The organism is Sphingobium sp. Cam5-1 (assembly GCF_015693305.1).
In the GTDB taxonomy this organism is placed as follows: domain Bacteria; phylum Pseudomonadota; class Alphaproteobacteria; order Sphingomonadales; family Sphingomonadaceae; genus Sphingobium.
Window position 1 is genome coordinate 378,512 of sequence record NZ_CP065139.1, and the last position, 13,844, is coordinate 392,355.

At 63.1% G+C, this 13,844-nt stretch carries 6 protein-coding genes; all 6 read right to left on the bottom strand.

The window, feature by feature from the left end:
- Window positions 1-7: 7 nt before the first annotated feature.
- The 6 genes from mprF to gltB all read right to left on the bottom strand — a co-directional run bounded on the left by mprF (window position 8) and on the right by gltB (window position 13,726).
- Complete coding sequence (gene mprF, locus IZV00_RS15785) at window positions 8-2,563, bottom strand: bifunctional lysylphosphatidylglycerol flippase/synthetase MprF (RefSeq protein ID WP_230463468.1); 2,556 nt, start codon at window positions 2,561-2,563, stop codon at window positions 8-10.
- Window positions 2,564-2,612: 49 nt separating this feature from the next.
- Complete coding sequence (locus tag IZV00_RS15790) at window positions 2,613-3,338, bottom strand: AcvB/VirJ family lysyl-phosphatidylglycerol hydrolase (protein ID WP_196227367.1); 726 nt, start codon at window positions 3,336-3,338, stop codon at window positions 2,613-2,615.
- Window positions 3,335-6,709, bottom strand: coding sequence for a glycosyltransferase (locus IZV00_RS15795; protein WP_196227368.1), 3,375 nt, complete (start codon window positions 6,707-6,709; stop codon window positions 3,335-3,337). Before IZV00_RS15795 ends, IZV00_RS15790 begins: the two co-directional genes overlap by 4 nt.
- Window positions 6,710-6,923: 214 nt before the next feature.
- Window positions 6,924-7,340, bottom strand: a complete 417-nt coding sequence (locus IZV00_RS15800; protein WP_196227369.1) for a BLUF domain-containing protein — start codon at window positions 7,338-7,340, stop codon at window positions 6,924-6,926.
- A gap of 237 nt (window positions 7,341-7,577) precedes the next feature.
- Window positions 7,578-9,014, bottom strand: a complete 1,437-nt coding sequence (locus IZV00_RS15805) for a glutamate synthase subunit beta (protein WP_196227370.1) — start codon at window positions 9,012-9,014, stop codon at window positions 7,578-7,580.
- A 65-nt stretch (window positions 9,015-9,079) separates the two neighbouring features.
- Window positions 9,080-13,726 (bottom strand): glutamate synthase large subunit, encoded by a 4,647-nt coding sequence (gltB, locus tag IZV00_RS15810; RefSeq protein WP_196227371.1) that lies wholly within the window; start codon window positions 13,724-13,726, stop codon window positions 9,080-9,082.
- Between the last annotated feature and the right edge of the window lie 118 nt (window positions 13,727-13,844).

Genomic DNA, 13,844 nt, shown 5'->3' on the forward strand with positions numbered 1-13,844 from the left:
GGTCGCCCTATCGGACATCCAAAGCCCTCCGTCCAGCATTCCGCATCCGACTAACGGCGCTCCTTGGCCCGCCTTCGATAAGGCGCTGAAGGTCCAGCATGGCCCGCAGCATCGACAACCCCTGCGGCCCGGCGATGAAGCGCGGCTCCCAGCAGGGCGCGAACTTCGCCTTATAGGCCCGCAGCCCCTTGAAGCCGTAGAGGCTGCCGCCGTGCTTGAAAATCAGCGCTCCCGCCTTCACCCAGATGGGCGACAGCCGCCGCGCCTCCAGTCCCGACAGCGGCGCCATGCCGAGGGTGAACCAGCGGTAGCCTTGCGCCTTTCCCCAAAGCATGAGGCGGCAAAAGAGGAAGTCCATCATGCCCGCGGGCATGTCTGCATCATGCCGCATCAGGTCCACGGACAGTTCGCTACGGTCGGCGGTAGCCCATATGTTCGCAAAGGCGATGATCCTGCCTTCCCGTCGCACGACCGCGCAATCGAAACGCTGCAAATAGGCCGGGTCGAACCGGCCGACGCTGAACGCCTTTTCGGCACCCCCCTTGGCTTTGAGCCAGCGGCGCGACACCGCTTCCAGCTCATCGATCAGCAGGGCGACGTCAGCGGCGGACACGATCTCGAAAGTCACGCCTTCCCCTTCGGCTCGGCGTAACGCGTGGCGAAATGGCTTCCCCTTGGGTCCGTCAATCGTGAAGCGGGACAGATCGACGCGTGCCTCCTCCCCATATTTGACGAGCGACAGGCCAAGATCGATAGCAAGGGGCAGAGCATCAAGGCTGAGTTGATAAAGCAGAAGCCGCCCCTGCGCTGCGTCCGCCCGCTCACGCAATTCCCAAAGCAGGCCACCCCATTCGCTCGGGTCCCCAACCGGGTCGCTCATTACAATCCAGCTATGGCCCTGAATCTGATACATCAGGAACGCCCTGCCCGATGGAGACGTCAGGAACAGCTTATCACCGGTCAGCGACAGGAACGCGTCGGTTTTCCGGGCGGACGCCAGCGCCTCCTGACTGGGGCTGGTCGAGATGACCGGTCCGGCGAAGGGCGATGCCGGACGGAGCAACTGCCACAAGGCCGCCCAAATCAGCAGGACGCCGGTCGCAAGGGCTGCGCGCAGGAAGCGGGATGCGTCATGGTGCCGACCGAACTGCCACCATAGGTCATTCTGATAATCGACATGCTTGAAGGCGAAAAAGCCGATCCAGATCGAAACGCCGATCGCCACCGCCAGCGCAATGATCCAGCCCGGAGCAAGCATGGCAGAGGTCAGGCTGGTCTTGCGGTAAAAGGCGGGACGGCTCCATTGCAGCAGGCCGGTAATGACGATCAGGACGGCCGCTTCCTCATAATCCAGCCCCTTCATCAGTGAGAAGCCAGCGCCCGCCAGCAACAGCAGCCGGGTCAGCCAGAATGCGCCATCCTGCCGTCGGTAGAGGCCCGAAGCGAGCAGCACCAGCATAGCCCCGATCATGCTGGCGGCCAAGTGGGACGCCTCAACAAAGGGCATGGGAAGGATGCTGCTCACGGCCCTGAACCGGGCCGGTATGGCGGGCAGCGATCCGGACACCAGCAGGACGATGCCACCAGCTGCCACCAGCATGGCCAGAACCGCAGGAGCAATCTCCCGACCCAGACTTTCCGCACCACTAAGGACGCGTCGAACCGGGCTTTGCCATGCGTGTCGTTCGTGCAGGACGATAAGGAATGCCGCTGCCGCCAGGGGCAGCAGATAATAGACAAGGCGATAGGCAAGCAGCGCAGCGAACAACGAAGGCCTCGCCACCTGCGGCACGGTAGCGAGGACCACGGCCTCGAACAGCCCGACGCCGCCCGGCACATGGCTGATCAAGGCGATGATGATGCCCAGCGTATAGGCCAGGAAGAAAGCTGGAAACAGGGCGATCGCGGTATGCGGCAGCAGCACGAACAACGCCGCGCTCGACAGCGTGAGGTCAACACAGGCAATGCCGATCTGTGCCGCCGCCTGTCCGCGCGATGGCAGCATGAGGGTCCATCCGAATAGCCGGACGGGATGCGACGTGCGCCTTAGCGCAGCCAATGCCACTGCGACCCCCGCGAGCATGCAGAAGCCAAGCAGTTGGAGAGCCGAGGCATCAATGGGAAACGCCTTGATGGCGATCGGCATCGGATCGACCGCCAGGAACAGCGCGGCCATTGTGATCACCCCACCCCAGAAGGACAGGCTGGCCGATGCAATTACCCGCGCAACATCGCCCGGCCCCAATCCCGCCGCCCCATAGATACGCATGCGCGCAGATCCGCCGGTCAGCAGCGAAAGCCCAAGATTGTGGCTGAGTGTGTAGCTGCAAAAGGATGCGAGCGCCGCGGTGCGCCAGGCGATCCGCTTGCCGATGATGCGCAGCGCCATATGGTCATACAGCGTCAGCGAAAGATAGCTGAGGATCGTCAGGGCCAATGCGCCAGCAAGCGCGCCGGGCGTGATGGCCCGGATCGCGCCGCGCAGGTCATGGCCATGTACCTCGGACAGGAGGTGGAACACCATCGCCAGCCCCAATCCCATCATCAGCAGGAGGAGCGCCACGGAAAGGGCGCGCCGATGTCTGGCAGAGGATAGGGCAGTGATCACGGCGTCATGCCGGGTGGACGGGCAAGGCGAGCGTCCGGTCTATCGCCTGCAACAATATCCCGCTCGCGCTGTCCGCATCATGGTGCAGTTCATGTCCGCCGGGCAGGCGGACGGTGGTCGCGTTAGGCTGGCGTAGCGAAGGGCAAAGGCTCGACCGTTCCTCCGCGCCATGGATGCAGAGCAGCGGCACCCAACTCAATTTGCGACCCGCGAGAGAGGCATCCTCCTCGGGCTCCCCGATAGAGAATATTTCCGAAGGCGACGCGCGCCATTCCCGCGTTCCGCCGGGCACGATCAGGCCGACAAAGGCGATCCGGCGACGCAGTTCATTCGGCACATAGGGCAGGGATGGCGCGATGACATCGGCTCCGAAGGATTGGCCTAACAACAGCAGCCGGGCCTGAGGATCGATCGCGATCGCGCGTCGCAACCCGTCGGCTATCATTGCGCCCGTCTGCTCAGGTGTGCGGCGGACGCGGAAGAAGTGCAGGCTGTTCTCGGCGACCACGGGGATGCCATGGGCCGTCAGCCGATCGGCGATCGCCGGGCCAAGTCCCGCATGGAAGCCCATGTCGCCAGACAGGTAAAGCGCGACCGCATGCCGATCCGCCTTCTGCCCCGTCTTGGCAGGCATGACGTCGAACAGATGCCCGCCCACATATCCCAGATACCAGAAGGACAGGACAATGACGCCGCATAACGGCAGCAATGTGCGCGCCAGCGATTTCACGCCGCCTTGCTCCATGCCGCCATATCCTCCGCCGCGCCGCCCGATGCCTGAACCCGGCCGCTCCGCTCCAACTTACCCCATCCGACCCATGGCCCCAATATGGCGGTCGCGGTGGCACGGATCACGACGCCGTACATGATCTGGCGATAAACAAAGCGCTGCGCCACCAGCAGCAAGGCCGGATAGTGCCGCTCGCGCGGTTCGAGCTTGTAGGCGACAGCGCCGCACAGCACGTCGATGGCGCAAAAGGCGAGCCAATAGAGACCCATGCGCAGCACATCGGTTTGCGTCTGCGCCCAGCCATGCTGATGGATGCGCACCGCCGTATCGATGCTACTGACGATCAGGGCCAGGTCGATGATCGGCGACACCAATGCAAAGCCGATCTGGAACAGCCAGGCCTGCGGCAATCCGACCCAGCTCAAACCCGCTGGCTTGCCATCGCGCCAGATGCCGCGATGCTTCCACAGGCACTGCAACGTGCCATAAGCCCAACGGAACCGCTGCTTGGCAAGCGCGCGGAAACTTTCAGGGGCCTCGGTCCAAGCGACGGCTTCAGTGTCATAGGCGACCAGCCAGCCCGCACGCTGGACCGCGATCGTCAGGTCCTGATCCTCCGCCAGCGTGTCGAGCGGATAGCCGCCCACCTCGTCCAGCGCCGCCCGCCGCCATGCGCCCACCGCACCCGGCACAACCGTGATCGCGCCGAACCGGGCCAGCGCCCGCCGCTCCAGATTCTGCGCCGTCACATACTCCACCGCCTGCCAGCGGGTGACGAGGTTCACGCGGTTGCCGACCATCGCATTGCCCGCCACCGCGCCCACATCCTCATCGGCGAACCAGCGGGCGAGCCGCGCGATGGTCAGCGGCTCGAATTGCGTGTCCGCGTCAAGCGCGACGATGATCGGGGCGCGGGCCAGCTCCAGTGCACGGTTGAGTGCCGCAGCCTTGCCGCCATTGGTGAGGGTAAGCAGCCGGACGCGTTCGTCCCCGGCGAAGGCGCGTGTGACGATCGCGCTTGTTCCGTCCGTGGAGCCATCGTCGACTACGATGACGTCCAGCGTCACCTGCTCGCTCGCCAGCACGCGGCGCACCGACGCCTCAATCACCTTGGCTTCATTGAAGGCGGGGATGATCACCGACACAAGAACGTCCTGCTGCATCGCTGGCGGTTCTACTCGGTTGGAACGCAGGCGGCTGCCAAGCGCGAGCGCCGCCAGCATCAGCGCCCGGCCGATGCCGAACAGGATTACCGCAAAGAACAGCCATTTAAGCGCCGCCGCGATCGCGGCCAGCACAAGAAAGACCGCAACGTCGATCCGCACCGCCGCCAGATCGGCCCCGCCGATCCTTGGCATCACCTTGTCCGGTGTCAGCCCTGCGAGGGTGGATATGGTGACGAAGCGATAGCCCTTCGCCTCCAGCCGCTTGATGATGCGGGGCAACGCCGCGACCGTCTGCGCCCGGTCCCCGCCGCTGTCGTGCAGCAGAACAACCTGTGCTGAGCGGTCAGCGTCCCCGGCCTCAACCTGCTGAACCGTGCGATCGACGATTGCATCCACGCCCGGCCGCGTCCAATCGCCCGGATCGACATGCAAGCCGACATTCAAATAACCTGCGCGCTGCGCCTCCAGCGCGGGACCGATCTCGTCCGCGCTGGTGGGTTCGGCGTCCCCGAAATAAGGTGCGCGGAATAGACGCATGGCCCGGCCGGTATAGGCTTCCACCAGGCGCTGCGTGCTATTCAGTTCCAGCGAGACGCCGCGTGGCGAGACCTGGGCCAGATTGGGGTGGGTGTAGCTATGGCTGCCGATCTCGCTGCCCTGCGCGATGATCTCCCGCAACAGCGAAGGATGCATGATCGCATTTTCGCCTATGACGAAGAAGGTGGCGGGCACATGCGCGCGCTTCAATATGTCGAGGATCGGCGGCGTCCATACCGCATCCGGCCCATCATCAAAGGTCAGCGCAAGCATATGCGGGCGGTAGCCCGTCCGCCGGATGACATAGGGGGTAGGAAGGCTCGCATAATGTTCGTCGATGATCAGCCCGCTGAGCGGCCCTAAACCCATGCGCACCGTTCGATGACCGATGGTGGGCACATCGTCGATCCGCAGGATTTCACCATTGCCCTCGACATCGACGGAATTGAAGCTGGTCAGCCGTCCGAGCCCCTCCACCTTGCCCTTCTTCCCGGCGAGCGCGGACCAGAAGCCGGGGTCCTCCGACCCCAGGCGCCACAGCGCGATCCCGCCTGCGCCGGTGATCCGCGCGGCGCGAACCTGGTTCCAGGCGCTAGCCGCGTCCAGCATCCAGACATGATGGACAACGCCATCCTCGGAATAGTCGAAGGTCGCGTTGCCGCTCCTGCCGTCAAAGCGGATCGGAGCGCCCGAGTCATGCGCCGTCAGCCATGCATCTTCGATCGACAGGATTGAAGCTGGGCCGCCGCCTTGTTTCCAATCATAAGCATAGTTGCCGATCGCCACGATCGCCTTGGATGCCGGGACGGCACGCAGCGCGGCCCGCAAACGGGCGACGAACCAGGGCTGCGCGGCAATCGGACCCGGCTGATCGCCGATGAAATGCTGGTCATAGTCCATCAGGAAAAGGCGGTCGGCCACGCGCGCATAGGCATGCAGGTTCCAACGCGCATCATCCACGGGCACGGTCAGCATCACTTGCTGATTTTGACTGTGCAGCAGTTTTCCTGCTTCCTTGAGGAACGATAGATAATTGGCGTGCGCGCCAGGCGGCAGCGCTTCCAGATCGAATATTACCCCTGATGCTTTAAGCGCCTTCAGCGACTGAACCAGACGCAGGAGCAGCGCCTTCCGCGCCGCGCGGTCATGCAGCAGTGCCGCCGTTCCGGCACCGTCCCAATCGCCATCATCGGCATTCTGTACGACGGGCATGACGCGCGGGCGATGAGCCGAGGTGCGGATGAGCGACGTGAAAACCGGATCATTCGTGACGCGCAGGTCGTGGCGCGGGCCGGTAACAGAAAGCAAGGTCGGGGCCACCCAGTCGATCTGGCCGATATGCTGGCGCAAAGATGCCCGGCTTGCGTCGTCCCACGGTACATAGAAGGCAACGCTAACAGCCTTACCAGCGGCGCCCTGACCCCGATGCGGCAGCCATTCTGAAAGACGGTGGCGGACGGTAGCCTGAAAATGGTTCAGGCGTTGGCCGATGCCTTCCGGACGGCGGCGCTCCATCTGCAATGGAACGGCAGGTGGGATGGGCACATTGATGATGGTATAGGCAAAGGCCATTCCGGCGGCGAGAATGACCATGATCAGGCAGAATAGAGTCGGCAGCGTCAAGCGGCGCCTGCGGCCGGTGGCATCGTAGAAAACTGGCCTGTGCATCGTTCGCCTATCCGACTGGAGAGGCGACGCAACAGGGGTAAGCGCCGCCTCTCACTTACGTGGCCACCATGTGAGCCGCTGCACGGGATAGCTGGCATGGCCTAACCGACGCATGGTCGGCAGATTACAACTTTGTCATGGGAAGGGCCTGAGCATGCCGTGTAGCAGGAAATGGCGCTGATCGACGCAGCGGCGATAAGGAATCCGCCGCACATTATCCCCGGCCCATCATGGCCGTTTCGGACATGAACCGGGCAAGTGCTTCTGCGCAGTTTACGGGATCATGGGCAGCTTCCCTCAATAGCTGCTCAACGTCCGGATAATTCGCTTGAGCAGGTAGAACATAGGCCAGCGACCAAGTGACGAACCGCCGGTGAGGATAGACGCCTTCGGCGATGGTGCGGATATTTTCGTGCCTCAGGTCATCGAATATAAGACGCTGCAACGCGTCCACGGCGTCTGCTGGCCCTTCAAGATATTGCGCGAAATTGCGGCCGGTGAACAGGAGCGCGCCCGTGACGTGGAGGCGGTGATTGCGCGGGACGGAATCCTTGATGATATCCGCGACCAGCTCATCGGCCTCATCCTCGGCGAGCCTGCTGGCGCTGGTGTAGAACCATCTGAAGACCATCGACGCGAACTCCGGAAGGCCGCTGGTCCTCATTATAGAGGAGGCTATCCGTTCGTCGCCAACTCACAGGGGGTAAACACAAAGCCCCGCCCCCTGCCGCCATTCAAACGCCGCTGCCCCCTCGCTCAAGAGCAGGCGAGCAGCGAGGTATGGCGATCGGGTCGAGGCCTTGCGGGGGTACACTGATGATCGGCCCCGTCCTTCGGAGCCTTTCACCGTCACGATTGCCTTCAGTGCTTAACGAGGAAGGTCGCTGACACCCATCAGGTGCAGATCGACTGCGCGAGCGCACTGTCGGCCCTCCCGAATGGCCCAGACCACCAGCGATTGGCCGCGGCGCATGTCGCCGCAGGCAAATACCGACGGCTGGCTGGTGGCATAGTCGGTCATGTTCGCCTTCACATTGCCGCGCGCGTCGAGTTCGGCACCCGATTGCTCGACCATGCCTGCCTTGCGAGGGCCAACGAAGCCCATCGCCAGCAGGACGAGGTCGGCCTTCAGCTGGAATTCGCTGCCCGCGATTTCCTGCATCTTGCCATCAACCCATTCGACGCGCACGCATTCGAGCGCCTCGATCTGGCCGTTTTTGCCGATCGCCCGCTTGGTAGTAACCGCCCAGTCGCGGTCGCACCCTTCCTGATGAGAAGAAGACGTCCGCAGCTTGAGCGGCCAATTGGGCCAGCTAAGCGACTTTTCCTCCCTCTCGGGTGGCTTTGGCATGATCTCCAGTTGGGTGACCGAAGCGGCGCCCTGCCGGTTGGAGGTGCCGACACAGTCCGACCCCGTGTCGCCGCCGCCGATGACGACGACATGCTTGCCCTGCGCGGACAAGGTGCCGCGCGGCGCGGCGCGCAGTTCATCGTCGCCCGCATTGCGTTTGTTCTGCTGCGTCAGGAATTCCATCGCCAGCCGCACGCCAGCCAGCTCGCTTCCGGGAATGTCCAGCGTGCGCGGATGTTCCGCGCCACCGGACAGGACCACGGCGTCATAATTGCTGCGCAGCGCGTCCATCGAGATGGCGACGCCGATTTCGGTCGAAGTGCGGAATTCCACACCTTCCGCTTCCATCTGCTGGGCGCGGCGGTTGATCAGATGCTTTTCCATCTTGAAATCGGGGATGCCGTAACGCAGCAATCCACCGACTCGGTCATTCTTTTCGAACACAGTGACGGTGTGGCCAGCGCGGGCGAGCTGCTGCGCGCAGGCAAGGCCAGCCGGGCCAGACCCGACGACCGCGACGCGTTTGCCGGTCTTGCGCACGGGCAGCTGCGGTTCGATCCAACCTTCACGCCAACCGCGATCGACGATTTCGCATTCGATCGACTTGATCGTGACGGGGGAGTCCACGATGTTCAGCGTGCAGCTCGCCTCGCACGGGGCGGGACAGACGCGGCCGGTGAATTCCGGGAAGTTATTGGTGCTATGCAGCGTTTCCAGCGCCGTCTTCCAATCATCCTCATAGACCAGATGGTTCCAGTCCGGGATGATGTTGTTCACCGGACAACCGTTGTGACAGAAGGGGATGCCGCAGGCCATGCAGCGCGCGGCCTGGTCGCGGATCTCTTCCTTCGACAGCGGGACGATGAACTCGTTCCAGTGCTTCAGACGCTCTTCGGGCGCGGTGTAGCTGCGATCTTTGCGCTCAACCTCGAGGAAACCGGTGGGCTTGCCCAAACTCTTTCTCCAAACTTCTCAATCTTGTCGCATGCGAGGGAGTAATGCCCTCACCCCCATGAAGCCTATTCGGCGGCCACGGGGGCTACGGCAACGCGTTCATCTTCCATGCTCTGCAGAGCCTTGCGATAATCCTTCGGCATGACCCGGACGAAGTTCGCAAGCGTGCCCTGCCAGTCGGCCAGCAGCGCCTCGGCGCGTTCCGAACCCGTGTACAGCTTATGCCGTTCGAGCAGGATGCGCAGGCGGTCGGCGTCATGGCGAAGCATGTCGCCCATGCCCCAGTCATGCACGTCCACGCCGCGTTGCAGCGGACGGCCAAGGCCATCGTCATCCGAAGCCACTGCCGAGACCGGGTCAACATCGACCATCGCGGGGTTGACCTTCGACCGGAAGCTGCCGTCGGGATCGTAGACATAGGCGATGCCGCCCGACATGCCCGCCGCGAAGTTACGGCCGGTTTGCCCCAGCACGACGACCACGCCGCCGGTCATATATTCGCAGCCATGATCACCTACGCCCTCGACGACTGCGATCGCGCCCGAGTTGCGAACCGCGAAACGTTCACCACCCACGCCGCTGAAAAAGGCTTCACCGGAAATGGCGCCGTAGAGAACGGTGTTGCCGACGATGATATTGTCGGTGGGGACGCGCTTGGTATCTGCTGGCGGGCGGACGATGATGCGGCCACCAGACAGGCCTTTGCCCACATAGTCGTTCGCATCACCGGTCAGGTCCAGCGTCACGCCATGCGCCAGGAAAGCGCCGAAGCTCTGGCCCGCGACGCCTTGCAGCTTCACCAGGATGCTGTTGTCGGGCAGACCCGCATGGCCAAAGCGACGGGCAACCTCGCCCGACAGCATCGCGCCCACGGTGCGGTTGACGTTGCGGATCGGCCGTTCGATGCGAACCGGGTCGCGCCTTTCGAGCGCGTCCATCGACGCCTTGATCAATTCCTGATCAAGCGCGGCGTCCAGACCATGGTCCTGGCCTTCGGTGTTGCGCAGGACCAGGTCCTGATCCGGCGCGACCTGATGGAGCAGGCGGCTGAGGTCGACGCCCTTCGCCTTCCAGTGATCAATGGCATCGCGCATGTCGAGCCGGTCGACGCGGCCCACCATCTCATCGATCGTGCGGAAGCCCAGCTGCGCCATGATCGTGCGCAACTCTTCCGCCACGAAGAAGAAATAGTTGATCACATGTTCCGGCTGGCCAGTGAAACGCTTGCGCAGTTCCGGGTCCTGGGTTGCGACGCCCACGGGGCAAGTGTTGAGGTGGCACTTGCGCATCATGATGCAGCCCGCCGCGATCAGCGGAGCGGTGGCGAAGCCAAATTCGTCCGCGCCGAGCAACGCGCCGATGGCAACGTCACGGCCAGTGCGCAGGCCACCATCGACCTGCACGGCGATACGGGTGCGCAGGCCGTTGAGCAGCAGCGTCTGCTGGGTTTCGGCGAGGCCGATTTCCCATGGAGACCCCGCGTGCGTCAGCGACGTCAGCGGCGACGCGCCCGTGCCGCCTTCATAGCCCGAAATGGTGACATGGTCCGCGCGAGCTTTGCTGACGCCCGCCGCAACCGTGCCCACGCCGACTTCCGACACCAGCTTCACGGAGATGCGGGCGCCCGGATTGACGTTCTTCAGGTCGTGGATAAGCTGCGCCAGATCCTCGATCGAATAAATGTCATGGTGCGGCGGCGGCGAGATAAGGCCGACGCCCGGCGTCGAGTGACGCGTCTTGCCGATGGTCTTGTCGACCTTGTCACCCGGCAGCTGACCGCCCTCACCCGGCTTTGCGCCCTGCGCCATCTTAATCTGCACATCGTCGGCATTGACCAGATATTCGGTGGTCACGCCGAAGCGGCCCGAGGCCACCTGCTTGATCGCCGAGCGCATGGAATCGCCGTTGGGCAGCGGGGTGAACCGCTTGGGGTCTTCGCCGCCCTCGCCCGTGTTCGACTTGCCGCCGATACGGTTCATGGCAACGGCCAGGGTCGTGTGCGCTTCCCAGCTGATCGAGCCATAGCTCATCGCGCCGGTCGCGAACCGCTTCACGATTTCGCTGGCGGGCTCGACCTCTTCAAGCGGGATCGCCTGATCCGCGAACTTGAACTTCATGAGGCCGCGAATGGTCAGCAGCCGCTCATTCTGCTGGTTGATGGACGCGGCGAAGGCTTCATATTCCTTCGGATTGTTGCCGCGCACCGCATGCTGGAGTGATGCGACGCTCTGCGGCGTCCAGGCATGTTCCTCGCCACGGACGCGATAAGCATAGGCGCCGCCGACATCCAACATGTTGCGGTAGATCGGATTGTCCCCGAACGCCTCGCGATGGCGGTTGACCGTTTCCTCCGCAATTTCGGCAAGGCCGATGCCCTCGATAGTGGTGGCGGTGCCGGTGAAATAGCGCTCCAGGAACGCGGAATTGAGGCCGACCGCGTCGAAGATCTGTGCGCCGCAATAGCTCTGATAGGTCGAAATGCCCATCTTGGACATGACCTTCAAGATGCCTTTGCCGACCGCCTTGATGTAGTTTTTCTGAACTTCGTAAGCGGACAGCGGCAGGTTCTGCTTCACGCGGATCTGCTCAAGCGTCTCGAACGCGAGATAGGGGTTCACCGCCTCCGCACCGTAACCGGCGAGGACGCAGAAATGATGCACTTCGCGCGCTTCGCCCGTCTCCACAACCAGGCCGGTCTGCATGCGCAGGCCCTGGCGGATCAGGTGATGGTGGACCGCTGCGGTCGCGAGCGCGGCCGGGATGCCGATGCGCTCGGCCGACACGTTGCGGTCGGACAGGATCAGGATGTTCTGGTCCGCGAGCACCGCTTCGGTCGCTTCATTGCAGATGCGATCGAGCGCGCGTTCCAGACCGGCGGCGCCGTCTGCCGTCGGCCAGCTGATGTCGATGGTCTGCGTACGGAACGCACCGTCGAGCGCATCATGGATGCCGCGAATCTTGGCGAGATCGGCGTCGGTCAACACCGGCTGGAGGGTTTCCAGTCGCTTGTGCGTGCCCGCATGATGGCCAAACAGGTTCGGCCGCGGGCCGATCATCGACACCAGGCTCATCACCAGTTCCTCGCGGATCGGGTCGATGGGCGGGTTGGTGACCTGGGCGAAATTCTGCTTGAAATAATCGTAGAGCAGACGCGATTTCTGGCTGAGCACGGCGATAGGCGTGTCGATGCCCATGGACCCGATCGGGTCTTCCGCATTACGCGCCATCGGTTCCAGGAACTTCAGCACGTCTTCCTGAGTGTAGCCGAACGCCTGCTGGCGATCGAGGAACGCAGCCGCGTCGTTGCCACGCGATGGCAGCAGATCCTCACCGAGCGAAGCAGGCAGCTCTTCCAGCTTGTACTGCGTTTCCTTCAGCCACTCCTCATAGGGATGTTCGTCAGCGAGCTGCGCCTTGATTTCTTCATCCTCGATGATGCGGCCCTGATCGAGGTCGATGAGCAGCATCTTGCCCGGCTGAAGCCGCCACTTGCGGACGATATTTTCTTCCTTGAAGGGCAGGACGCCGCTTTCCGATGCCAGGACGATATGATCGTCGTCGGTCACGATGAAGCGCGCCGGACGCAAGCCGTTGCGGTCCAGCGTCGCGCCAATCTGGCGACCGTCGGTGAAAGCGATGGCGGCGGGGCCGTCCCACGGCTCCATCAGCGCGGCGAAATATTCGTAGAAAGCCTTGCGCTTCGGGTCCATCAGCGGATTGCCCGCCCATGCCTCCGGGATCAGCATCATGACCGCCTGCGCCAGGGGGTAGCCACCGGCGACCAGCAGTTCGAGCGCATTGTCAAGGCAAGCCGTGTCCGACTGACCATGCGGGATCAGCGGCCACATCTTGTCGAGGTCCGCGCCCAGCAGCGGCGATTCAAGCGTGCGGCGGCGCGCGTTCATCCAGTTCACATTGCCGCGAACCGTATTGATTTCGCCATTGTGGGCGATGAAGCGATAGGGGTGCGCCAGCTTCCACGAGGGGAAGGTGTTGGTGGAAAAGCGCTGGTGGACGAGCGCGAGCGCCGACTGGCACAGCGGGTTGCGCAGATCGTCATAGAAGCTGCCGACCTGATCGCAGAGCAGCAGCCCCTTGTAGACGACGGTGCGGGTGGAGAAGGACGGCACATAAAAATCGGCCAGCGCCTCCAGCCCCTGCTTCTGCGACAATTCCTTCAGCGGATTCTGCGTTTGCTTGCGGATGGCAAGCAGCTTGCGCTCGAACGCGTCCTGATCCTTCGTTCCGGCGCCTCGGCCGACGAAGCACTGACGGATAGTCGGCATCTCATTGAGGACGGTCTGGCCCAGCCCGTCGAGGGTTACCGGTACGTCGCGCCAACCCAACAGGACCTGACCTTCCTTCAGGATAAACCGCTCAAGCTGCTGCACGGCGGCGGCTTCGGCATCCCCGTCACGCGGCAGGAAGCACATGGCGACGGCATAGTCGCCGGGCTGCGGCAAATCGACGCCCGCGCCGGTGGCCCAGTCGCGATACAGCGAATCAGGAATCTGAATCAGAATGCCCGCGCCGTCACCCACCAGAGGGTCCGCGCCGACTGCGCCACGGTGGTCGATATTGCGCAGAATGTCCAAGCCACGAAGAACAATATCGTGGGTTTTTAATCCCTTTATGTTGGCGATGAAGCCGACGCCGCATGCGTCATGCTCATTACCGGGATCATATAAACCTTGCTTGCTTGGGTAAGCCATTCACATTCCATTCCGTGCGATCTTGCGAGCGCGCCATTACACGCGCGGCGAACGGCAGGGAATAGCTTTGGCGCGATTCCCTGACGGCGATCGATCAAAAAATCCGCATTTTAAGCAG

Coding starts and splice junctions, on each gene's coding strand:
- IZV00_RS15800 (WP_196227369.1), bottom strand. CDS start 7,340: ATGGTCTTCAGATGGTTCTACACCAGCGCCAGCAGGCTCGCCGAGGAT.
- gltB (WP_196227371.1), bottom strand. CDS start 13,726: ATGGCTTACCCAAGCAAGCAAGGTTTATATGATCCCGGTAATGAGCAT.
- IZV00_RS15795 (WP_196227368.1), bottom strand. CDS start 6,709: ATGCACAGGCCAGTTTTCTACGATGCCACCGGCCGCAGGCGCCGCTTG.